General features: G+C 54.6%; 19 protein-coding genes. 10 read left to right on the forward strand and 9 right to left on the reverse strand.

The features are described 5' to 3' along the window. Nucleotides 1–22: 22 nt before the first annotated feature. The 10 genes from PMI41_RS18365 (at nt 23) to trxA (ending at nt 15,903) form a co-directional block, all read left to right on the forward strand. The gene (locus PMI41_RS18365) at nt 23–424 is read left to right on the forward strand and encodes a PTS sugar transporter subunit IIA (protein ID WP_008127362.1); all 402 of its coding nucleotides are present in this window, start codon (nt 23–25) and stop codon (nt 422–424) included. 9 nt (nt 425–433) lie between these two features. After that, nucleotides 434–748, forward strand: coding sequence for an HPr family phosphocarrier protein (locus PMI41_RS18370; protein WP_008127364.1), 315 nt, complete (start codon nt 434–436; stop codon nt 746–748). 52 nt (nt 749–800) lie between these two features. Beyond that, nucleotides 801–1,946, forward strand: a complete 1,146-nt coding sequence (locus tag PMI41_RS18375) for an alpha-hydroxy acid oxidase (protein WP_008127365.1) — start codon at nt 801–803, stop codon at nt 1,944–1,946. 174 nt (nt 1,947–2,120) lie between these two features. Next, a complete protein-coding gene (gene ahcY, locus PMI41_RS18380; protein WP_008127366.1) occupies nt 2,121–3,521 on the forward strand; it encodes an adenosylhomocysteinase in 1,401 nt (466 codons plus the stop codon). A gap of 206 nt (nt 3,522–3,727) precedes the next feature. Beyond that, a complete protein-coding gene (locus PMI41_RS18385) occupies nt 3,728–6,256 on the forward strand; it encodes a PAS domain-containing sensor histidine kinase (protein ID WP_008127368.1) in 2,529 nt (842 codons plus the stop codon). Between the two features lie 5 nt (nt 6,257–6,261). Next, on the forward strand, nt 6,262–7,776 hold the full coding sequence (locus PMI41_RS18390) for a bifunctional tRNA (adenosine(37)-N6)-threonylcarbamoyltransferase complex ATPase subunit type 1 TsaE/phosphotransferase (RefSeq protein WP_008127370.1): 1,515 nt from the start codon (nt 6,262–6,264) through the stop codon (nt 7,774–7,776). After that, on the forward strand, nt 7,773–8,501 hold the full coding sequence (locus PMI41_RS18395) for a nucleotidyltransferase family protein (RefSeq protein ID WP_008127372.1): 729 nt from the start codon (nt 7,773–7,775) through the stop codon (nt 8,499–8,501). Before PMI41_RS18390 ends, PMI41_RS18395 begins: the two co-directional genes overlap by 4 nt. Further along, nucleotides 8,494–11,634, forward strand: coding sequence for a double-strand break repair protein AddB (gene addB / locus PMI41_RS18400; protein WP_008127374.1), 3,141 nt, complete (start codon nt 8,494–8,496; stop codon nt 11,632–11,634). The genes PMI41_RS18395 and addB overlap by 8 nt, the downstream gene beginning before the upstream one ends. Beyond that, a complete protein-coding gene (gene addA, locus PMI41_RS18405; RefSeq protein WP_008127376.1) occupies nt 11,631–15,128 on the forward strand; it encodes a double-strand break repair helicase AddA in 3,498 nt (1,165 codons plus the stop codon). The genes addB and addA overlap by 4 nt, the downstream gene beginning before the upstream one ends. 424 nt (nt 15,129–15,552) lie before the next feature. Then, a complete protein-coding gene (gene trxA / locus PMI41_RS18410; RefSeq protein WP_280113456.1) occupies nt 15,553–15,903 on the forward strand; it encodes a thioredoxin in 351 nt (116 codons plus the stop codon). 59 nt (nt 15,904–15,962) lie between these two features. Here the strand turns inward: trxA and PMI41_RS18415 are convergent, their stop codons facing one another. The 9 genes from PMI41_RS18415 to PMI41_RS18455 form a co-directional block, all read right to left on the reverse strand. Further along, the gene (locus PMI41_RS18415; RefSeq protein ID WP_008127381.1) at nt 15,963–17,294 is read right to left on the reverse strand and encodes a folylpolyglutamate synthase/dihydrofolate synthase family protein; all 1,332 of its coding nucleotides are present in this window, start codon (nt 17,292–17,294) and stop codon (nt 15,963–15,965) included. A 75-nt stretch (nt 17,295–17,369) separates the two neighbouring features. Further along, the gene (gene accD / locus PMI41_RS18420) at nt 17,370–18,290 is read right to left on the reverse strand and encodes an acetyl-CoA carboxylase, carboxyltransferase subunit beta (protein WP_008127383.1); all 921 of its coding nucleotides are present in this window, start codon (nt 18,288–18,290) and stop codon (nt 17,370–17,372) included. Nucleotides 18,291–18,334: 44 nt separating this feature from the next. After that, nucleotides 18,335–19,174, reverse strand: a complete 840-nt coding sequence (gene trpA, locus PMI41_RS18425) for a tryptophan synthase subunit alpha (protein WP_008127384.1) — start codon at nt 19,172–19,174, stop codon at nt 18,335–18,337. 2 nt (nt 19,175–19,176) lie between these two features. Further along, nucleotides 19,177–20,427, reverse strand: coding sequence for a tryptophan synthase subunit beta (gene trpB / locus PMI41_RS18430; protein ID WP_040855797.1), 1,251 nt, complete (start codon nt 20,425–20,427; stop codon nt 19,177–19,179). 14 nt (nt 20,428–20,441) lie between these two features. Then, nucleotides 20,442–21,101 (reverse strand): phosphoribosylanthranilate isomerase, encoded by a 660-nt coding sequence (locus PMI41_RS18435; RefSeq protein WP_008127386.1) that lies wholly within the window; start codon nt 21,099–21,101, stop codon nt 20,442–20,444. 224 nt (nt 21,102–21,325) lie between these two features. After that, nucleotides 21,326–21,967, reverse strand: coding sequence for a YdcF family protein (locus tag PMI41_RS18440; RefSeq protein ID WP_008127387.1), 642 nt, complete (start codon nt 21,965–21,967; stop codon nt 21,326–21,328). Continuing rightward, nucleotides 21,967–22,737: a M48 family metallopeptidase gene (locus PMI41_RS18445; RefSeq protein ID WP_008127389.1), complete on the reverse strand. Its 771-nt coding sequence runs from the start codon at nt 22,735–22,737 to the stop codon at nt 21,967–21,969. The genes PMI41_RS18440 and PMI41_RS18445 overlap by 1 nt, the downstream gene beginning before the upstream one ends. Before the next feature lie 90 nt (nt 22,738–22,827). Continuing rightward, nucleotides 22,828–23,277, reverse strand: a complete 450-nt coding sequence (locus PMI41_RS18450; protein ID WP_008127392.1) for a DUF2852 domain-containing protein — start codon at nt 23,275–23,277, stop codon at nt 22,828–22,830. A gap of 116 nt (nt 23,278–23,393) precedes the next feature. Continuing rightward, nucleotides 23,394–24,539, reverse strand: coding sequence for a benzoate/H(+) symporter BenE family transporter (locus PMI41_RS18455; protein ID WP_008127393.1), 1,146 nt, complete (start codon nt 24,537–24,539; stop codon nt 23,394–23,396). Between the last annotated feature and the right edge of the window lie 3 nt (nt 24,540–24,542).

Below are 24,542 nucleotides of genomic sequence, written 5' to 3' on the forward strand. Positions count from 1 at the left end.
GCGCGACAGGAGCAGTTTCAGAATGATCGGACTCGTGCTTGTGACGCACGGAAGACTGGCCGAAGAGTTTCATCATGCGGTTGAGCATGTGGTCGGGCAGCAGGAATATCTGGAGACCGTCTCGATCGGTGCGGATGATGATATGGAGCAACGCCGGCGAGATATCGTTGATGCGGTTGCACGTGCCGACAATGGCTCGGGCGTCATTATCCTCACTGATATGTTTGGCGGAACACCATCCAATCTTGCAATTTCGGTTATGGAGGCCGGACGCGTGGAAGTTATCGCCGGGGTCAACCTGCCGATGCTGATCAAGCTTTCCAGTGTCCGGGTTACCAACGACATGGCGGCTTCCCTAAAAGAAAGCCAGGATGCCGGACGTAAATACATCAATGTCGCCAGTCAGGTGCTGACAGCCAAATAGAGGTAATGAATGCGCCTGACTGCCGAAACAACTGGCACATTTAATGCTGAAAATGCTCTCGTCGAACTGTTCGAGATTGTTAACCGGCGCGGTTTGCATGCGCGCGCTTCTGCAAAGTTTGTCCAGCTTGTCGATGGATATGATGCCCATGTCCGTGTAGAAAAAGACGGCATGACCGTTGGTGGCACTTCCATCATGGGATTGATGATGCTTGCAGCGTCGCCCGGATGCTGCATCAAGGTCAGCGCATCGGGCCGTCAGGCGCCTGAGGTCATGAAAGCTCTTGGCGCGCTGATTGCCGACAAATTCGGTGAAGAAGCCTGATCATCGATCACAAAGGCCATCTCCCTGTTTATCAAGTTGACATGAGGTTTTGATGCGTCTGCGCGATTGCTATAATTTCCATGACTTCAGAGCCTTAGCCAAACAACGCCTGCCCGGCCCGATTTTCGATTATATTGATGGTGCAGCCGACGATGAGGTAACACTTCGCCGGAACGCAGCGAGCTTTGAAAACTGCGACCTGCTGCCCAATGTTCTTCGCGGCGTTGAATCGGTCGATATGTCAGTGACGATCATGGGACAGAAACTGGCATTGCCCTTTTACCTGTCGCCTACCGCTCTGCAGCGGCTTTTCCATCATCGCGGCGAGCATGCGGTAGCCAATGTGGCTTCCAAATATGGCACGATGTTTGGTGTGTCCTCTTTGGGAACCGTGGATCTTGAGCAATTGCGCCAGCAGCATAGCGGGCCTCAAGTCTATCAGTTCTATTTCCATAAGGATCGCGGTTTGAACCGCGCTATGATGGAGCGGGCAAAAGGTGCAGGCGTCGAGGTCATGATGCTGACAGTAGACAGTATCACCGGTGGCAATCGTGAACGTGACCGCCGAACGGGCTTCTCTATTCCCTTCAAGCTCAATCTGGCCGGCATGCTGCAATTCGCCATCAAGCCGATGTGGGCTCTCAACTATCTCTCTCATGAGAAGTTCCGGCTGCCGCAGCTTGAAGGACATGTGCAGATGGAAAGCGGTGCCATGTCCATCAGCAAATATTTCACTGAAATGCTTGATCCTTCGCTGGATTGGGACGACGTGGAAGAAATGGTCAAGCTGTGGTCCGGGCAGTTTTGCCTTAAAGGCATCATGACTGTTGCCGATGCCAGGCGAGCCGTCGATATCGGCTGCACTGGAATAATCTTGTCAAATCACGGTGGCCGTCAGCTTGATGGTTCACGTGCGGCTTTTGATCAGCTTGCCGAAATAGTTGACGCCGTGGGTGACAAGATCGATGTGATCATGGACGGTGGCGTTCAACGTGGAACACACATCCTCAAGGCTCTTTCTCTTGGTGCAAAAGCGGTTGGCGTAGGGCGTTACTATCTGTTCCCGCTGGCAGCTGCCGGCGAAGAAGGTGTGGACCGCGCGGTCGATCTTTTGAGAATTGAGGTCGAGCGGGGCATGAAACTCATGGGCTGTACGTCGGTAGATCAGCTCTCCCGAGAGAACCTGCGCTTCAGATAAAGCGGCGAATTATCAAACACTAACAGAGGCCTGATGCAGTGCTGGATATGCACGCATAAGGATTTCTTTATGTCCCATTGTGCGCGAGGGGCATATCTGCTAGTCAAGCGCATCTCCGGCGGTCTGAAAACTTGGGCCTTGCCGATCAGAAAACAAAGACGGAGCTGAAAAAAGATGGCCGATAAGCAGGATTATGTAGTCAAAGACCTTGAGCTGGCCGCATGGGGCCGCAAGGAAATGGACATTGCTGAAACCGAAATGCCAGGTCTGATGGCCAGCCGCGAAGAATTCGGTAAGTCGCAGCCGCTCAAGGGCGCGCGCATTACCGGCTCGCTGCACATGACAATTCAGACCGCAGTTCTCATCGAGACCTTGCAGGAACTCGGCGCGAAAGTCCGTTGGGCATCGTGCAATATTTTCTCGACGCAGGATCACGCAGCGGCAGCCATCGCGGCTACCGGAACACCTGTCTTTGCGGTCAAGGGTGAGTCGCTCGAAGAATATTGGACCTATACGGACCAGATTTTCCAGTGGCCGGATGGTCAGCCATCCAACATGATCCTTGATGATGGTGGCGATGCCACCATGTACATCCTTATCGGCGCGCGCGCCGAAGCTGGCGAAGATGTTCTTTCGAAGCCTGAAAGTGAAGAAGAGGAAATCCTTTTTGCGCAGATCAAGAAGCGCATGAAGGAAACACCGGGCTTCTTTTCAAAGCAGCGCGATGCAATCAAGGGCGTAACCGAAGAGACGACGACAGGTGTCAACCGTCTCTATCAGTTGCAGAAGAAGGGCCTCCTGCCGTTCCCTGCCATCAACGTCAATGACAGCGTGACCAAGTCGAAGTTCGACAATAAGTATGGCTGCAAGGAATCGCTGGTGGACGGCATTCGCCGCGCAACTGACGTTATGATGGCTGGCAAGGTTGCTGTTGTCTGCGGTTATGGCGATGTTGGCAAAGGCTCGGCTCAGTCGCTGCTCGGTGCCGGTGCTCGCGTCAAGGTGACGGAAGTCGATCCGATCTGCGCATTGCAGGCCGCTATGGATGGCTTTGAAGTTGTTACGCTGGAAGACGCAGCGCCAACGGCCGATATCATCATCACCACAACCGGCAACAAGGACGTCATTACCATTGATGACATGCGCCGGATGAAGGACATGGTCATCGTTGGCAATATCGGCCACTTTGACAACGAGATTCAGGTTTCTGCTCTGCGCAATCTCAAGTGGAACAATATCAAGCCACAGGTCGATATGATTTCCTTCCCGGATGGCAAGCGCCTGCTGTTGCTTTCGGAAGGACGCCTGCTCAATCTGGGCAATGCGACAGGTCACCCAAGCTTCGTCATGTCTGCCTCGTTCACCAATCAGGTTCTGGCGCAGATCGAGCTTTACAGCCGTGGCGAGCAGTACAAGAATGAGGTCTATGTTCTGCCGAAACATCTGGACGAAAAGGTCGCTCGCTTGCACCTCGACAAGCTTGGCGCGAAATTGTCGGTCCTTTCGGAAGAACAAGCTGCTTATATCGGCGTAACTCCAAAGGGTCCGTTCAAGTCTGACCACTACAGATATTGATATAGTTAGAATATACCCACAATATATAGAAGCCGGAGAATTGACAAATTCTCCGGCTTTCTTTTTTGCGCATAGTTCTTCCCGTCGATTCCCTCAAGGTTTATTGTAGTGATTCGGGATGACGTTGCTCTTGATGGGCCAAATGGCTGAAAACCAGATGGAAAAGAGCTACCGGCATTCGTCTGGATGGGGCTGCGACGATTGACATGAGAATTAACGGTGATGTTCGCAGTGAAGATGCAGCACACAATCGATCGGTGCTGAACAGGCTGCAAACCCGGGCGCTGAGTGCGGTTTCAGCGCTGCCAATTCTTTTGACATCCTCCTTGTCTGCCCGTGCCGAAGACGTGCTTGGCCTTATCGACGCCCCTTTCGGGATGAAGGTCGGAACATTTGAAGTCGTGCAGTTCGCAATGTTTTTGGGTGCCATGGGCGCCGCATTGCTTTCCGCAGGCTGGCTAATTCGCGAGCGCAGCCGAATTGCCCACGAGAATCGCCATTTGCGCGACAAGGTTGCCGATCTGAACGTTACGGTTCAGCGCAATGAAGCTTTGCTCAATCTTAAAGATCAGCGGGTCATTGTCTGGGAAGGCAATTCCGCTACGCCAGCGCTCATTGGCAGTTTGCCGCCTGAAATCGGCGTTCCGGAAAGCCGCTCACTTTTTCTCGCATTTGGCCGCTGGTTACGGGTGGAGTCGGTCACACTGCTCGACCGGTCGGTATCGGCATTGCGCGAAAAAGCTCGCCCTTTCGACATAGCAATTGAAACGTCAAAGGGCGCGCCATTGGAGGTGCAGGGCCGTACTTCAGGCGGTTATGCCATCGTGCGGTTTATCAACCCGGGCGAAGTTCGGGCAGCGCAGGCTCTTCTTAAAACGGAAAACTACCATCTCAGCGAAGCTGTAGCGACCTTGCGAGGATTGCTGGATGCAATTGACATGCCCGCGTGGAGCCGCGGCGGTGAAGGCCAGTTGGACTGGGTCAATCTTGCCTATGCCAAGGCCGTGGATGAGCGTGATCCAAGCAGCGCCGTTCGCGATGGGCGTGAACTTTTCGGCATACAGGCGCGTGAGCGAATCGAGCGTGACAAGACTTTGAATCGCAAGTTTCATGATCAGCTATCGACTGTAATTGCTGGTGACAGGCATGTATTTGCAGTCACCGACATTACCGCCAGCAATGGTTCGGTTGGCATGGCGATTGATATCAGCGAGACGGAGCTGATACGCGAAGAATTCAAGCGCACTGTGCTCAATCACTCCGATACGCTCGATCAGCTGAATTCTGCGGTTGCCATGTTTGACGCGAACCGCAAGCTGCAATTCTTCAACCAGGCATTTGCGAAGCTCTGGGGGCTTGAGACACCGTTTCTGGAAAGCAATCCGGATAACGCCATGTTGCTGGATCGTTTCCGCAGTGATGGAATATTGCCTGAGCAGCCTGACTGGCGCCGTTGGAAAGAGCAGGTCCTGACGGCTTATCATTCCATCGAATCGCAGGAATATGTATGGCATTTGACCGATGGCCGGACATTGCGGGTCATCGTCAACCCACAGCCGAAAGGCGGGGTTACGTGGGTATTCGAAAATCTTACCGAGAAGCTTGAACTGGAAAGCCGCTACAACACGCTGATAAAAGTGCAGGGTCAGACGCTTGATTACCTCGCAGAAGGTGTTGCGGTGTTCGGGTCGGATGGAAAAGTACGTCTTGCCAATCCCGCATTTGCGTCGCTGTGGTCTCTCAAGAGTGAGCAGGTCGCCGAAGGTACGCATATTTCTGCAATCAGACAGGTGTGCGAGCCCGTTTCCGACGAAGACAACTGGGAATCCTTTGTAACAACGGTCACTGGATTTGATGATGAGCGCCGCTCGCTCTCCGGCCATATTGAACTGACGACCGGCAAGATATTGTCCTACGCGACGGCGCCTTTGCCTAATGGCCAGACAATGCTGACCTTTGTCGATGTGACGGACTCTGTTCAGGTTGAGCGCGCATTGAAAGAGAAGAACGAAGCGCTTGAACGCACCGACGAGCTGAAAAACGATTTCGTTCAGCATGTTTCTTACGAGTTGCGTTCGCCCCTGACCAACATCATGGGCTTTACCGAGCTTCTGCAAACGCCGATGACCGGCCCGCTGAATGATCGCCAACGTGATTACCTTGATCATATAGGCACTTCCTCATCGGTGCTGCTGACCATCGTCAATGACATTCTCGATCTTGCAACAGTAGATGCGGGAATCATGGAACTGGATATCAGCGATGTGTCGGTCACCGATGCAGTTACGGTGGCGTCCGAGAAAGTCGCGGATCGCCTCAAGGAGCATAATATTCTGCTTGATACGCGCATCGAGACCGGCACAGGTTCATTCCGTGCCGATGCCGCCCGCATCAAGCAGGTCCTGGCAAATCTCCTCAGCAATGCTGCAAATTATGCGCCGGAGGGTAGTACGATCACCCTTAAATGTTGGCGTGAGCAGAGCGAAATGGTGTTCAGCGTCATGGATAGCGGTCCGGGCATGCCGGACTATGTTCTCGACAGCATCTTCAAGCGTTTCCAACCCTATCCGAATGGCGGCCGTAAACGTGGTGCGGGCCTTGGCCTCTCTATCGTCAAGGGCTTTGTCGAATTGCATGGCGGAACCGTTGATATAAGCAGTTCTGCCGGCAAGGGTACGCTGGTTACGTGCCGTTTCCCGCTGGAGGCGCGTACCTTCAGCCTCGCTGCCGAATAATCTGCATGACGTCGTTGGTTGTCGACCTTCCTACCGCCGATGATACGGCACGTTTGGGTCAGGACGTCGGGCTTTGCTTGCGCAAGGGTGATCTTGTCACCTTGAATGGGGATCTTGGTGCGGGCAAGTCGACCTTTGCCCGTGGGTTGATCCGCACGATCGCCGACGATGCAGATTATGATGTGCCGAGCCCGACCTTTACCATCGTGCAATCATATCCGGAATTGCGGCTGCCTGTCAGCCATGTCGATCTCTATCGCCTTTCGGCTGCCGACGAGATTGACGAGCTTGGTCTGGATGAAGCGCTTCTGGATGGTGCTGTGCTGGTGGAATGGCCTGAACGCGCACAGGGTTTTTTGCCTCCAGTCAGCGTGAACATCACTTTGCGGGATCAGGGAGCCGGGCGAAAAGCCACTATTGAAGGCCAAGCTGAATTTATTGCCCGGCTTGAGCGCTCCATGTTGATCCGCTCATTTCTGATAAAGGCGGGATTGCCGCACGCCGAGCGGCGCTACCTGCTGGGCGATGCCTCTGCACGGGGTTATGAAACCATTTCTACGGGCAGTGAAACTCCGCTTATCCTGATGAACTCGCCCTATAATCCGGGTGGCCCAATTTTGCGCGATGGCAAGACCTATATGCAGATCGCGCATCTGTCGCAGTCTGTGAATGCCTTTGTTGCGCTCGACCGGCTGTTGGAATCCAAAGGCTTCAGGGTTCCCAAAATCCATGCTGAGGATTTGCCGCACGGATTTCTCCTGATCGAAAATCTTGGTAGTGAAGGCATTCTTGACGAGGCTGGGGCACCTGTCCCCGAGCGTTATGAAGCGACCGTACGCGTATTGGCCAAGTTGCATCAGGTACAATGGCCCCATACGACTTCCGTGACGGTCGGCAGCACTCATCGAATTCACGATTTCGATCTTGATGCAATGATGATTGAGGTAGAGCTTCTCTCGGATTGGTATGTGCCACGCAAGAATAAGGCTCCACTAAGTCCGGACTTGAAGAGCTCTTATACATCTGCTTGGAGTAATGTATTTAGCCAGCTAAATGACGTAGAGTGTAGCCTACTCCTGCGCGATGTTCATTCCCCCAACATCCTTTGGCAAGCGGGCAGCGTTGGTTTGGACAGTGTTGGTCTGATCGATTTCCAGGATGCCATGATCGGACCGGCAGCTTATGACGTTGCGTCTCTGGTCATGGATGCCAGGGTGACAATTGAGCCCGGGTTACAGGATTTTCTGTTGGCCGCCTATATTGATGAAAGGCGCGCGGGAACGGTAGCTTTTGACGAAGCTAATTTCAAAAAAGCCTTTGCCATCATGGCGGCACAAAGAAACGCCAAGATTCTCGGCATATTTGTTCGCCTTGATGAGCGTGACGGAAAGCCATTTTATCTCAAGCACCTCCCGCGTATTCAGACCTATCTTGAAAGGGCAATGGGTCATCCTGCTCTGGCACCGGTCAAGGATTGGTGCGATAAGCACGGAATACTCGCCGGAAGGATTGATGCATGATACCTCGCACTGCGATGATTCTGGCTGCAGGTCTGGGCAAGCGTATGGCGCCGATCACCGACACGATTCCAAAGCCGTTGGTTAGTGTAGCCGGCAAACCATTGATCGATTGGGGGCTGGATGCCTTAAATGTTGCAGGCGTGCAGCGAGCGGTGGTGAATGTCCATTACCTCGCCAGTCAACTCGAATCTCATCTGGCAAACCGGAAGCTTCCCGCGATAAGGATTTCCGATGAAAGGGAGCAATTGCTCGACTCAGCGGGTGGCATAATCAAGGCTTTACCTGACATTGGAACCGAACCATTCTATGTTCTCAACGCCGACACGTTTTGGGTTGATGGAGCTAGGCCCAACCTTGTCCTGCTGGCCAAAGGATGGGATGATGCACGCATGGACATCCTTTTGATGATCGCACATACGGATCAGGCGACCGGTCACACAGGTAGTGTTGCTGGTGACTTTACCATGAGTGCCGAGGGTCAGTTGCAACGCCTTAAACCCGGTGAAACCTCGCCATATATCTACGCGGGAGCGGCGATAATCCATCCGCGTATTTTTGCGGGCGCGCCTTCAGGCAAGGTGTCTTTGAACCGTTATTTCGATGAAGCCATTGCTGCAGACAGGCTCTTTGGTCTGCCGATGGATGGCATCTGGTTGACCGTAGGCACTCCGGGAGCAATAGCCGAAGCGGAGGCAGCGATTGCCAAGCAGGGGATTCATGGCTGATCGCCAGAATCCGAATATTTTCTCCATTGCCCCGGGTACGCCATTTCTTCCGGGCTTTGTTGATGCCCTGCAATCGGGAACCTTGATACCGGGCTATCCGGTGGACCCCAACGACCCGATGGCACTGGCGCAGGCTACCATCTATGTTCCGACCCGGCGTGCTGCGCGTACCTTGCGTTCACTGCTCGTTGAAAAAAGCCCCGCCAAATCGGCAATTCTTCCGGTAATACGCCCGCTTGGCGATGTTGATGAAGATGCGGCCATGTTTGATATGGGATCGGACGCGTTTTTTGATCTCCTGCCACCTATAGGCGGTGTCGAGCGGTTATTGCTTTTGGCGCAGCTTGTCCGGCCTTGGCGGGAACGACTGCCCGAACATGTACGCGCATTATTTGGTAATGAAGAGATTGCCATTCCTGCGACTACTGCGGATGCGATCTGGCTGGCGCGCGATCTGGCTGGCTTGATGGATCAGGTTGAGACAGAGGCGGCGGGATGGTCAACGCTTTCCAATATCATCTCCGAGGAGCTGCCGAACTGGTGGCAGGTCACGCTTGATTTCCTCAATATCGTAACTGGCCTATGGCCGGAGATTTTGGCAGAGCGCAGGCGTTCAAATCCCGCCGCTCACCGGAATCGTCTCATTGAGCTGGAGGCTGAACGGCTCCTCCGCAAAGCACCACAAGGCCCGGTCATAGCGGCAGGATCTACCGGTTCGATCCCTGCCACAGCCAAGCTTCTGGCTGCGATCGCTTCGTTGCCAAAAGGCGCCTTGGTTCTTCCCGGGCTTGATCGCGACATGGATGCGATCAGCTGGAATGTTCTGGCCAGCACCGACGACAATCCGTCGATTTTTGGCCATCCGCAATATGGGCTTCGCAAGCTGCTCGGCGAACTTGGCGTCCTGCGTCAGGATGTAATCGTACTGGGAAATGCTACTCCTGAAAAACGCCAGCGGGAAAATCTTCTGGCAGAGGCCATGCGCCCCGCAGAAACAAGTGAGGCATGGGCGGATATCAATCGCAATAGCGGCAAGTTCTCTGCCGCAGTGGCTTCCATTGCCTTGATTGAAGCCTCCAATGAACGGGAGGAAGCGCTGAGCATCGCAGTTGCGTTGCGTGATGCCATCGAACAACCCGGAAAAACTGCAGCGCTGATCACCGCGGATCGCGATCTGGCAAGGCGAGTATCGACCGAGCTTGCCCGGTTTAACATCGCAGCGGATGATTCCGGCGGACATGCAATGCGGGAAACGCAGCCTGCAGCATTGATGCGGCTTGTGCTGGATATAGTTTTCAACCCCGGCGATCCGGTTGCTCTTCTGGCTTTGCTCAAACATCCACTCACGCGGCTTGGACTGGACCGCGTTGTGGTGCGTCAGGCGGCAGAAACGATTGAACTGATTGCGCTTCGCGGAGGTACCGGGCGGGCTACCCTGTCCGATTTCGAACAGCATTTTGAAAAGCGTCTTGCGGAAAGCGGCAATACGCCTTTCGAGCCTGTCTGGCTTCGTCAGATTAATGCGGCCAGAATCGAGTCTGCTCGCATTGTTTGCAAAGCACTCAGCCAATCAGTGGAACCGTTGGTTGGCTTTGCCGGATTGGCGGAACAGATGCAGCTTCCACAAATCATCGAAGCCGTTGTCGCCAGTCTTGAAAATCTCTCGCGGGATGAAAAGGGTGATATCGCCGCGCTCTATACGGGCGCTGCCGGAGAACAGTTTGCCGCTTTTCTTCGCAACCTTGTCTCGGCAGATTCAGGGTTGGATTTTTCGGTCGCGGAGTTCCCCGCAATGATCGAAGCTCTGATTGCGGGAGAGGTCGTAAAACCAAAGAGCGGGGCGCACCCGCGTCTGTTCATCTGGGGTGCGCTTGAAGCCCGTCTGCAAACGGTCGATACGATGATAATCGGTGGCCTTAATGAAGGCTCTTGGCCCGGTAAAACGCGCAACGACCCCTTCATGTCCCGCCCCATGAAGTCGATCATAAATCTCGACCCGCCAGAGCGTCGTACCGGCCTCGCCGCTCATGATTTTCAAATGGCGCTGGGGATGGATCAGGTCATTCTCACGCGTGCGCAACGCTCAGCTAATGCGCCGACGGTTGCTTCACGCTGGTTGCAGCGGCTCGAAACTGTGCTCGGCAAACACGCGACAGAAGAGATGCGCAAGCGGGGAGCGAAATATCTTGGCTGGACACGCGAAATTGACCATGCGCCCGATGAGGACTTCGTTAAACGGCCAGAACCCAAGCCGCCTCTGACAGCACGACCGAAACATTTTTCGGTAACGGAGATAGAGACACTCCGGCGCGACCCATATGCCATCTTCGCCAAGCGCATATTGCGGCTGCGGCCTATCGAGCCACTGATCAGAGACCCCGATGTTGCAGAGCGTGGCTCGCTGTTTCATAACATCTTGGCGCATTTCACCGAGAAGCGCATTGACCCTATGCGTGCGGACGCGTCCAAGCTATTACTGGAAATCGGCAGGCAGTACTTCGATGATATCGCCTTGCCGGAAGAAATCGATGCTGTCTGGTGGCCCCGCTTCCAATCGCTGGTACCGGAATATTTGAGCTGGGAGCGGCAACGTGACCACCTTATCGCCGAGCGCCATCCCGAAATAGCTTCGAAGAAAATTGCTGTTGAGGCGACTGGCGTTACACTTTCAGGACGGGCAGACCGGGTGGATTTACGCCGTGATGGCACAGTTGAGATCATCGACTACAAGACCGGGTCGACGCCGTCCAAGCGCCAGGCCCATGTCCTCCTATCGCCGCAACTCGCGCTTGAGGCAGCTTTGCTGGCTCGGGGCGCATTTCATGAGGTCGGCGCGCGCAAAGCGGCAGATTTGCTTTATGTACGTCTACGGCCGAACGGAAGAGTTGACCCTGAATCAATCTTGAGAATTGGCTCAGCGGCAAATGGCAGTGAAAAGACTGCGCCGGAGCTTGGGGAACTCTCGTGGATGCGTTTGAACGAACTGCTGACGGCCTATCATGACCCGCACAAGGGCTATTTGTCCCGCGCACTACCATTTCGCGAAAGCGATTTGACGGGTGATTATGATCATCTGGCTCGGGTTCTCGAATGGTCGGCCGGCGGTGCAGATGATGGAAGCGAGGGCGAATGAGAAAGCCGCGCGCCATACCGCCAGAAACAACCCGCAATCAAAGCAGGGCGGCCAATCCACGCGACTCCGTCTGGGTTTCGGCCAATGCAGGTTCAGGCAAGACCTATGTTCTGACAGATCGCGTTATCCGTCTGCTGCTGGATGGAACCGACCCCTCAAAAATTCTCTGCCTGACCTATACGAAAGCCGCCGCGGCTGTGATGCAAAACCGCGTCTTTGCCCGTCTTTCCAATTGGGCAACGATGGACGCTGCTGAGCTATCCAAGATCATCGAAAACATCGACGGTGCCCAGCCGGGTCCAAAACGGCTCGCGCAGGCGCGCCGCCTTTTCGCAAGAGCGCTGGAAACGCCGGGCGGCCTCAAGATCCAGACAATTCACGCGTTCTGTGAAGCGATCCTGCATCAGTTCCCGCTGGAAGCAAACATCGCCGGGCATTTCGAACTGATGGACGACATGATGCAGGTCGCGCTTATCGGGGAAGCGCGGCGTCAGGTGCTGCAGTCGGCGCGACTTGATCACAATGTCGATCTGGCAGCCGCTTTTGCCGATCTGCTGGAAGCCGCAGGCGAATTTGGTTTGCAGGAACTGCTTGATGAGGCGGTCAACAAGCGCAACGATCTGACGCGGTTTATTCGGGAGGTCGGTCATGACAATCTGCGCCGACCGGCGTTCTACTCGCATTTCGGTTTCAAAGGTGACGAGTCAGAAGACAGCATTCTGTCACGTCTATGGCCGGTAGAAGAGTTCGACCGGCCAATGCTGCGATCAATTCTCGACATACCCAAGAGTGCAGCGCGTGCGCAAGAATTTGCGATGATCTTGCTCGAAGCGAAATTTGGGCCGGACTCAGATCAACGCGAGGAAGCCTTGCGAGCAGCTTTTCTCAAGGCAACGGGAGAACCCAAAAGCGGTTCCTATGTCGGCTCTAAAGGAGTCACGGAACGGTTCCCGGATTTCATCGAAGTTTACGACAGAGCTGCCCACCGCATTTTTGAAGGTTTGGACCAGCTGAAGCAATTGCGTCTTGTCCGGTTGACCTTGTCTGCTTTGGTTGTGGTCGATGATCTTATCGGCCGTTATGAGAATATGAAAAGGGGACGGGGATTACTCGACTTCGACGATCTCATTGTCCGTACAGTGGCATTGCTGGCACGACAGGATGCGGGGCCTTGGGTTCAGTACAAGCTTGACAAGGGTATTGACCACATTCTCGTAGACGAGGCGCAAGATACGAGCCCGAACCAGTGGAACGTCATCCGCCTGCTCAGCGAAGAGTTTTTCACCGGCAATACCGCACGTGAGGTGCGGCGCACCCTCTTTGCAGTTGGTGATGAAAAACAGTCGATATATTCCTTTCAGGGTGCGATCCCGGAAGATTTTGCAAGACATGGCAGGGCAACAGAGCGAAAAACCGATGAAGCAGAACTGAGCTTCGAGCGAGTTAACCTCAACTTCTCATTCCGCTCATCGCCGGATGTTTTGTCCGCTGTCGACAAGGTATTTGAGCGCCCGGAGGCTCATCGTGGTTTCGGTATGGATCACGGACCGACAGTCCACACCCCGATACGCGACCATGATCCCGGCGAGGTGCAAATATGGGATATGCTGACACCGGAAACAGCACCGGAAGAGGATGATTGGCGCACACCTGTTGACAGTCTTCCTGCTCCCCCGGTGCGGCTTGCCGAACATATTGCACGGACCATTGAGTATTGGCTTCGAAATGGCGAAATCATCGAAGGGCAGAATCGTCGTCTGGAAGCGCGCGATATCATGGTGCTTGTCCGCAAGCGCGATCAATTCATGCCTGCCCTGTCGCGGGAGTTGAAAAAGCGCCACGTCCCGGTTGCCGGTGCTGACCGGCTGAAACTGACTGACCACATTGCAATCAAGGATCTTATGGCGCTTGGCAGGTTCATGCTTCTGCCATCGGATGATCTTTCCTTGGCTGCACTGTTGAAAAGCCCGCTGTTCAAATGGGATGATGATCAGCTGTTTACACTCGGCTATGAGCGGGCTGCCAATGAAACTCTCTACGAAAGGCTTATAGCGCAGGCCCGTGATGACCTCCTGCTCGCACCCGTTGCTTCGCGGCTTCAAGAATGGCGCAATCGCGCTGACACGGTTCCCGTCTTTGAGTTTTATGCGGATATTCTTGGTCGCGGTGGTGCGCGCAGGGAGCTTCTTGCACGTCTTGGTCACGAGGCAGGCGATGTTATCGATGAATTCCAGAATTATGCCATTGCGACCGAAAAAACCGGTTTGCCGGGCTTGCAGGCGTTTCTGGAAACGCTGGAAGCTGTAACGCCGGAAATCAAGCGCGAGCTTGATCAAAGCCGCAACGAAGTACGTATCATGACGGTACATGCGGCAAAGGGGCTTGAGGCTGCTGTGGTATTCCTCGTGGATTCCGGCAGTTCTGCCTCGTCCGGAGGGCGCACGCCTAATCTGCTTTCCTTCGATATGAAAGAGGAAAACGGCTGGCACGGTAAAGGATTTTTGTTCGTGCCCGGCAAATCCTATTCAACTGCCTTTACCACTAGCCTCGTCGATAGCCTGAAGGTGAGGTCAGAAGAGGAATATCGCCGGCTGCTCTATGTCGGCATGACCCGCGCTGAAGACAGGCTGATCGTTTGTGGTTATCGCGGCGCGCGGCAGGCACCCGACACATGGCATGGGCTGGTCGAAGCGGCTTTGGCCGATTTGAGCGAACCGGTGCAGCATGTGGTAGATTCCGTGGTCTCCAAGCGTTACCGCGTGACACCACGCAGCGTCCCATTAGTCCCGGAACCAGAACTCGCGCTCGAACCGAGGGTGCTGCCTTTCCCTCCGACCTATAGAATTCCCATGCCGCGGGAAGCGGGCCTGCCACGGCCGCTTGCGCCATCAGGCGTATCGGTACTGATCGAACCGGATGATGAAGCGCCATTGGTTACCGGCTCACCCGTGCTTGTTGCCGATGGAAAGAACCCATCATTTGCGATCCGCAGAGGTACGGTCATCCATGCATTATTGCAGACCTTGCCGGATATTCCGGATGACCAGCGCATGCAGGCGGCTGAGCGATATATGAGCCGCGCTGCCTTTGATTGGGAACCAGCAGAAATCCGAAATGCGCTGGAATCCGTTTTTGCCGTGTTGGATGCGCCAGGTTTCGCCACTGTCTTTGCCGAGGGTTCTCTGGCCGAAGTGGCAATTATGGGAACGCTGCATATTCGTGGAAAGGATCACGCGGTTTCCGGCGTTATCGACAGGCTCGCCGTCAGCGAAAACCGGGTTGTCATTGTTGATTACAAGACAAACCGTCCCCCTCCGCGCGACCTTTCAAAAGTTCCCGACGCCTACGTTGCTCAGCTCGCCCTATACCGAAAATTGCTTGAGCCGCTTTACCCCGGCAAAGCGGTGGAGGCTGCGCTGCTTTTCACCGAAGGGCCGCATCTTATCGATATACCGTCGGAGATGATGCAAAGCGCGCTGGAGCGGTTGGGTTGAACCGAATGAGGAACTTGGAATTTCTGCTATAAGTGCTATATTCGATTTGGAGAGGCGGGAAGACCTTCGTCCCCCCCCGCCCTTTCCTATGATACTACGAATGAAACCCGGATTGTCAGTAGCCAGCTGGTCCGGGTTTTCGTATTTCAAAGGTAATAGATAATGGCAGATACCACATATCTATTGCTCCAAATTTTGAGGGCATATGGCCGTATGCCTCAGCCGGGGAGGCCATCTCCCCAGTGCACTGGCTGGCACAGTGCTGCTGCGTCGCCCTCAAAACTGATACATCCGAGTATTGATTGGGCTAGCCCGTTTCGGCAACAAACGCAGGGTTGAAAGCACTCAGGTGTGAGATTGCACTGAATCGTGACACGACTCCGCTTGACTACCCCGAGTAGACTCACCACATGATTGGCAACATATTCACAGGTTAAGGAAAAGCTTCATGGCTACCACCGTCAAAATCGACACCAGCAATTTCCAGTCCGATGTAATTCAGGCCGGCCAGCCCGTCGTTGTGGATTTTTGGGCAGAATGGTGCGGCCCGTGCAAGATGATTGCTCCAGCGCTTGAAGAGATCGCTGCTGAAATGGACGGCAAGGTTACGATTGCCAAGGTAAACATCGACGAGAATCCCGAATTGGCTGCCCAGTTCGGCGTCCGTTCGATTCCGACTTTGCTGCTGTTCAAGGATGGTGAACTTGCTGCCAATCTGGTTGGTGCAGCTCCAAAAAGCAAACTGTCTGACTGGATCAAAAATTCAGCTGCCTGATTGTTCCGGCTAATCTGCATTGAAGAACCCGCCGAGAGGCGGGTTCTTCATTTTCGGAACTATTGTGGCGGTGTCTCATTCTGCAAAAGGACATCACCTGCCAGATAGAGTGAACCACCAATCAGTATTCGCGGTGCGGGTTCCGATTTATCCCAACTGTCACGCAATATCTTCAATGCATTCTCAACCGAGTAAACTGGTTCGGCCGATAACCCGGCTTCTTGAGCGGCAAGCGCAAGCTCCTCGTGTGGAATTCCCGCATCGCTTGACTTGATCGGTACCGTATAGACATGTCGTGCCATGCCGGTGAAGGCCTGGAAATATCCTACAGGGTCTTTGGTGTTGATCATTCCGGTAATCAGGAACAGCGGACGCTGGCTGCGATCTTCAAGTGTGGCTATTGCTTCGGCTATTACCATTCCTGCACCCGGATTATGTCCGCCGTCGAGCCAGATTTCAGAGCCGGGCACTGCCGTTTCAACCAGCTTGCCCTTTGCCAGACGTTGCATTCTCGCTGGCCATTCGACAGTTCCCATGGCCGTTTCCACTGCATGGTCTGGAATGGTGAAGCCTGCCGTTCTGACGGCCTGAATCGCTGCTGCGGCATTGGCCAGTTGATGACGACCCGGCAGACTTGGAAGAGGCAAATCCATCAATCCGGTATTGTCTTGGTAGACCATCCGGCCACGCTCTTCGAAACTGAGGAAATCCTGCCCGTAGACACTGTATGGACAGTCCCGGCGCTCGGCGGTTTCAATCAAAACTGTTCGCGCTGCTTCATGCTCCTGTGCGCCGATGATAACGGGACAACCAGCTTTGATAATGCCGGCTTTTTCCGCCGCGATAAGTTCAACCCTGTCCCCAAGATATGATTGGTGGTCGAGAGATATCGGCATGATAACGCTGACGGCCGGCTCTGGAATGACATTGGTGGCATCAAAACGTCCGCCAAGCCCGACCTCCAGAATAACCGCGTCAGCAGGATGCTCGGCAAACAGCACGAACGTCACAGCAGTCAGAATTTCGAAAACCGTTATCTGCTGCCCGGCATTGGCATCGGCTACCCGCCGGACAGCATCGAACAGCGTATCGTCATCGACGAGCTTGCCGCCACCGGGCTTGCCGATCCGGTAACGCTCGTGCCAGCGCACGAGGTGCGGTGAAGTGTGAACGTGGACCGTATAGCCCGCAGCCTCCAGCAGTGCGCGGGAAAAGGCGGTAGCAGAACCTTTGCCGTTCGTGCCAGCGACATGGATAACTGGCGGCAGCTTCAAATGCGGATTGCCAAGAGTGTCCAGAAGTCGCGTGATCCGCCCGAGTGAAAGATCAAAGCCCTTGGGGTGCAGGCCAAGCAGCCGCTCTATTTCATGTTCGGCACGGGATGACGTCAAAATGCGGTTCCTGAAGTGGCTCTGTTTTGATTGATTGGCAGCTTTGACAGGTTGGCCCCGAGGGGTCGCAACCTATCAGGGTTGAACTTCAACCACTGCTGGTACCGCTGGTTCTTCCGCCTCGGTTTCGACTACCTTTTCAGTGGCAGGCTCGCCCATCAGCATTTTCAAAAGCCGTGCAATCGTGGTCTTTAGCTCTGTACGTGGAACAACCATATCAACCATGCCGTGCGTCTTGAGATATTCCGCACGCTGGAAGCCTTCGGGCAATTTTTCGCGAACGGTCTGCTCAATGACACGTTGTCCGGCGAAGCCGATAAGTGCGCCGGGCTCGGCAATATGAACATCACCAAGCATGGCATAAGAAGCCGTAACACCGCCCGTTGTCGGGTTCGTCAAGACCACAATATAGGGTAGACCGGCCTCTTTCAGCATCTCCACAACAACAGTTGTGCGTGGCAATTGCATCAGTGAAAGGATGCCCTCCTGCATACGCGCACCGCCGGAAGCAGCGAAAAGCACCAGAGGCTTCCGTTGAGCGATAGCGGTTTCGAAGCCTTTGATGATCGCCTCACCAGCAGCCATGCCAAGCGAACCACCGATAAAGTTGAAATCGTGGATCGTCACTACGATCGGCAGGCCTTCGATTGTGCCGAGTGCGTTGATGATCGTATCTTCCTGCCCGGTCTTGGAGCGATGCTCCTTCAAACGGTCGACATAACGCTTTTCATCGCGGAATTTCAGCGGGTCAGTCGCGACCTTCGGCTGTTCCAAAGTCTCGTACACGCCGTTGTCGAAAAAGAACTTCAGGCGATCCTTGGCTGGAATGCGCATGTGGTGGCCGGACGACGGCACAACCCACTGGTTCTTTTCCAGATCCGTATGGAAGACCATTTCGCCGGACTCGGGATCCTTGATCCAGAGATTTTCCGGCATTTCACGACGTCCAAGCATCGAATTGATCTTCGGCCGGACGTAGTTGGTGATCCAGTTCATGATCGGTCCTGTTTCTTATCTATCGGAAGGTTGATTTAAGGCTTCTATTCCGCCGCTGCAAGTCGCACCGCGCGCACACCGCTCGACAGGCCTTGGACCATGGTCGCCACAGCTTCGGCGGGATCAGTTACAAGTGACCCATCCGGGTTGATCGTATTGGCTACAGCATTGACGATTGCAGTACCGACAACGACACCATCGGCCGAAGCGCCCATGACCTTGGCCTGTTCTGCAGTCTTCACGCCAAAACCAACGACAACGGGCAAATCGGTGTGCTGCTTGATGCGGTGAACGGCAGCGGCAATCTTTGTTGTGTCCGGCAATGCCGAACCCGTGATGCCATTCATCGAGACGTAATAAACAAAGCCTGATGTATTCTGCAGAACCTTGGGCAGACGCTTTTCATCTGTCGTAGGTGTTGCGAGGCGAATGAAGTTGATTCCGGCCTTGATTGCCGGAATGCACAGCTCTTCATCCATCTCAGGCGGAAGATCGACGATGATCAGGCCATCAATACCCGATGCCACGGCATCTTTGAGAAAGCGGTCCACACCATAGATGTAGATAGGATTGTAATAGCCCATCATGACGATCGGTGTGGTGTTGTCGGTTTCACGGAAACGCGCTGCCATATCGAGCGTCTTTGTCAGTGACATGCCCTTCTTGAGCGCGCGCAGACCAGCCGCCTGAATCGCTGGGCCATCTGCCATGGGATCAGAAAAAGGTACGCCAAGTTCGATAATGTCCGAGCCGGAGCGCGGCAGAGCCTTCATGATCTTCAGCGAGGTTTCAAAATCAGGATCGCCGCCCATGAAATAGGTCACGAGTGCCGGGCGTCCCTCAGCCTTCAAAGCGGCAAATTTTGCATCAATACGTGTCGCCATTGTCAGATATCCATCCCAAGCAATTGACCGACCGTATGCACATCCTTGTCGCCGCGGCCTGATAGATTGACGATCATGATCTTGTCCTGCGCCATTTGCGGCGCGATCTTTACCGCATGAGCAATCGCGTGTGCCGATTCCAAAGCAGGGATAATACCTTCGGTGCGCGTCGTCAGCGTGAAGGCTTCCAGAGCTTCATCATCTAGAATAGGCACGTAGGAAACCCGGCCCGTATCGCGCAGCCAGGAATGCTCAGGGCCAACGCCCGGATAATCAAGGCCTGCCGAAACTGAATGACCATCAAGTATCTGGCCATCGGCATTTTGCAGGAGATAGGTGCGGTTGCCGTGCAAGACACCCGGGCTTCCAGCGCTCATCGAGGCGCAGTGTTCTTCACCCTCAAGTCCGCGTCCACCGGCTTCAATGCCGATGATTTCGACGCTCTTGTCGTCGAGGAACGGATGGAACAATCCGATTGCATTCGAACCGCCACCGACCGCAGCAATAATCGTGTCGGGGAGGCGACCTTCGCGCTCAAGAATTTGCTCGCGCGCTTCTGTACCGATAACCGACTGAAAATCACGCACGAGTTCCGGATAGGGATGCGGACCAGCGGCGGTCCCGATCAGGTAATAGGTGTCATCAACATTCGAAACCCAGTCGCGCAAGGCTTCATTCATCGCATCCTTCAACGTGCCATGTCCCGAGGAGACGGGCTTAACCTCGGCACCCAGCAGTTTCATGCGGAAAACATTGGGCTTCTGCCGTTCAACGTCGGTCGCGCCCATATAAACAACGCAAGGCAGACCAAACCGCGCGGAAACGGTGGCGGATGCAACGCCGTGCTGGCCAGCACCCGTCTCGGCTATGATACGGGTCTTGCCCATGCGCTTGGCAAGCAGGATCTGGCCGAGGCAATTGTTGATCTTGTGGCTGCCGGTATGATTCAAGTCTTCGCGCTTGAAATAGATCTTTGCGCCGCCATCAAGACCCTGATCCTTGGCAAGCTGGCGCACATGCTTGGTCAAACCTTCAGCATAGTAGAGCTTGGAGGGCCGTCCGGCATAGTGGGTTGAGAGTTCCTGAAGTTCTGCTTTGAACGAAGGATCGTTCTTCGCATCATCATAGGCCTGCTGCAGTTCAAGGATGAGCGGCATCAAGGTTTCGGCGACGAAACGTCCACCGAAAATACCAAACATGCCCTCTTCGTCGGGGCCTGTCTTGAATGAATTGGGTTCAACCGCCTTGTCCACCACTATACTCCCTGTCATGCAGCATTCACGCGTCGTGCGGCGCGTACCGCCTGAAAAAACTCTTTGATCAGGCTAACATCTTTGACGCCCGGTGCGGACTCTACACCCGATGAAATATCGATACCGCGCGCATTCGTCGCTCGCAGGGCTTCGCCAATGTTGCCAGCATTAAGACCACCGGAAAGCATGTAAGGAACCCGTCCGTCAAGCGCGCTCAGCACTTGCCAGTCAAAGGCAATGCCATTTCCACCCGGAAGATCGGAGCCTTTTGGCGGCTTTGCGTCAAACAGAAAGAGATCGGCAATCCCTATATAAGGCTCAACCTGATCGAGATCGCCTTGTTCGCGTATGGCAAATGCCTTGATGACCGGCAGTCCAAAGCGTGCCTTAACCTCGGTCACCCGCTCGACACTTTCGTGGCCGTGCAATTGCAGCAAATCAGGCTTCAGTGCTTCAACAATGGCATCAAGCGTTGCATCATCTGCATCGACCGTAACGGCAACTGCTTTAGCTCTACCAACCGCAGCTTGGCGAAGGCGCCCAGCCTCTGCCGGATCGATATTTCGTGGGCTTTTGGCAAAGAAAATGAAGCCGATATGCGTTGCGCCGCCATCCAGTGCCGCAGCAACTGCATCGTCGGTTTTCAACCCGCATATTTTGATATCAAGGTTCATAGGGCGCAACTCGCATGAAAATGCGTCAAAGTCGAGGATTTTGGTTCAAACTCTGATTTGTGGTTGCATCAAATATAGCGTGGTTCGACAGGGCTCACTATGAGGAAGGTGGTTGATTGCAGAGGATCATTTCCACGAGCGCTGGTAATTAACTTTGCGGATTGAAAAGCTTCCTCATGGTGAGCCCCGTCGAACCACGCAAAACGCTTGTACAGCAAACCTAGTTACAGGTGGTTGTCGTAACCGGCTTTCACAAGGAAATCGAACGCCTCTGCGACATGCGCCGGTATATCCTGCTCGATCTGATAGCCCTTGGCCGGATAATCCATCATCCGTTTCACATCGCCAACCATTTCATCGATGAAGTTTTCCATCGGATAGGCTGCAATAGGCTGCTGGTCAAATGGCGTTGGGGGTGCGGTCACCATTGCCTCCACATCCGGCCATTGCGCGCGGACCGTTGCAAAAGCCCGGCGCTGGGTCTGAGGTTTGGTGACGATGATAATGCGCTTTACTGCGTTTCCCGCCATTTCGTGCGTATAGCGAATATTCTCACCAATGTTGGTGGCCCGTGGTTCGATCAATACGGTTTGCGCAGAAACACCAAGCTCCACAGCACGTTCGGCGAAGGCCTCAGCTTCCGAAGTCTTGTAAAGTCCGCCAGTCCAATTCCCGGATTTGCCGGTAAACAGAATGCGGTTTGCCAGGCCTTGGTTCAGCAGCTCAACGCAATGGTCGGCCACACGCAGATCATAGCTGCCCAACCCGACGATCAGGTCCGCCTTTGAAAGCTTGTCATAGACAAGATGGAAATTCCAAAGCGTGTGGCTTGCTGCGAGTACAGCGGGGGAAACAGCGGTAGACATCAGGTGAAGTCGATCGCCTGGAGCGAGCTACCATTGCGCTTCAGCCAAGCCTTGCAACGTTCCGTATCCGGGCACAGCTCGCCGCACAATTTCCAGAACTTGGGGCCGTGGTTCATTTCCTTCAGGTGCGCCACCTCATGCGCCACCAGATAATCGATGATCGGAGGCGGAGCCATCATGATGCGCCACGAAAATGCCAGCGTGCCATCAGATGTGCAGGAGCCCCAGCGGCTCTTCGTATCCTTGATGCGGATGACCTTCGCACGGCGTCCAACCGTTGCCGTATGCCGGGCCACGAGAATTTCGAGGTCGCGCTTGGCTTCGCGCTTGAGAAAATCGCCGACACGCCGGGCGAGATGGGGGCGGTCGCCATATACGATCAGGCGCGGACCCTCGGCACCATTTTCCTGCCGCACTGTCCCACGTGCAGCGGGTTCGTGCACAATGAGATGGGGAACGCCGCGTACAGGAATTTTCACGCCGGGACGCACTTTCGGCTGATCCGGCATCTTGGCAATGCGCGTTTCGATCCAGCCTTCGTGCCGGACAAGGAACTTGTCAATTTCACGCGATGGTACGCCCGGCGGCACAGTCATCCGCAAACCCTTGCCGCCTGCATCAATACGCAGTGTCAACCGCGTTGCCCGCGCATTCTCCATGACGCGTAAGGGCAAAATCCGGCCCGCAACCTCATAGCTCCGCTCAGCCCTCAGTGTGGCCGATTTCTTGACTGGCTTGGGAGGCGAAGCCCGAAAGAGCGATAGGATCATGATCTCAATAATAATTGATTCGTGCGGCAAAACAAAAGCGGCGACGGAAGGTTCTCCGACGCCGCCCAGCGGATTTGAATGGGATGAAGATTATTCTCGATCTTCATTCACATCAGGCACGGTGCCCGATGGCTTTTTCGCTACATTGTTGCGGGTCGACATGAAGCGATCAAACTCTTCACGATCCTTGGCGCGGCGAAGTTCATTGGCATATTCCTCGAATTCCGCACGCATTTCCTCAAGCTTGCGGCGTTCCTCGGCAAGACGCTCCAGCTCCTTGTCGCGCCATTCGTCGAAAGCAGCATTGCCTGTGCCGAAGGGAGCGCGGCCGAAATGCGCCGAACGCTTGTTGCGACGGAACGCGCCGCAGAAACTGTCAGTCTTGCGGCTGACGTCCTGCTTGAAACCTTCGAGGCGATCACCCCAGAGAATATAGGCGAGCATGGCAAAACCCAGCGGCCAGAATAGCATGAAACCGATGATCATCAGAGCGATGGTCGCGGGAGTCCAGCCCGGCCGGATTAAAGCAGCATTGTTCATATTGAGCCCTTCCTTCTTAAGAAGCCCCGACCCTAATTGGTCGATTATGAACGACATGGGAAAAGCATTGCGGCTTTTCAAGAAAACGTGATTCCAATAACCGCAAGGGATTGAAATCAGGACCGTTTCTTTACGTGATCCAGTCCGGCGACGAGAAGTCCGGCCACCAATGCCCAGAAGGCGGCGCCGATACCGGCAATCGTAATGCCTGATGCCGTGACGGCAAAAGTGACGATTGCGGCGAGGCGCTCATCCTCGATTTTCAGCGAGAGTGCCAATGCGTTGACGAAAGCACCTATAAGCGCAAGACCAGCAACAAGTGCGATCAGGGGAGCAGGCAGTACGGCAAAGAGAGCCACCAGAGAAGCCCCGAACACCGCAAAAACGAGATAGCTCAGTGCATAAAAAGGGCCGGTGAGCCAGCGTTTTGCCGCATCAGGATGGGCGTCCGGGCCCGTGCAGATCGCAGCTGAAATTGCCGCCATATTGCTGGTAATTGCACCAAAAGGCGCTGTGAATAGCGAAACCAGACCTGTCACCTGCAACGCTGAGGCTGTAGGGGGTTCATAACCGGCTGCGCGCAATACTGCAAAGCCGGGCAGGTTTTGCGATGCCATCGTGACGAGATAAAGCGGCAAGGCGAGGCCGATCATGGCGTGCATGTCAAAAACCGGCATGATCAGGTTAAGCGTCGAGAGTTCTATCACCGGCACGCTGGCTACGCGGCCAGTGGCGAAGGCAAAGATCACACCGCCGAACAGAACGGCAAGGACTGCCATTGCCGGATTGAAAAGGCGGATCACAAAGAACAGCAGAACAAGCGGTAAAACGAAGAGGGGGTCGACGGGAACCGTTCGTGCTGCGCCAATCAGGAAGGCAAAGAGCACTCCCGCAAGCATGCCCGAAGCGATCGACGCAGGTATTTTGGATACGAAGGTCGATATGGGTTTGATCAGGCCGGTGAGGATAATTGCGATCGCTGTGACAATAAATGCACCGACTGCCTGGGGCATTGTAAAGCCGATGGAACTGCCGATGAGCGCGAGTCCGGGCGTTGACCAGGCACTGATGATAGGCATCTTGTAGCGCCAGCTGAGATAGCCGGTGGCAACAACCATGGCGAGACAACTCGCGGTAACCCAGCTTGCGGTCTCTGCCTGAGTTGCACCAAGAGCATTTGCCGCCGCGATGATGAGCGCGAGTGTCCCGCCAAATCCTACGATGGCAGCAACGACAGCAGAGGCAATCACGGAAAAGCGCATGGC

Source organism: Phyllobacterium sp. YR531 (assembly GCF_000282595.1).
Lineage (GTDB): Bacteria > Pseudomonadota > Alphaproteobacteria > Rhizobiales > Rhizobiaceae > Phyllobacterium.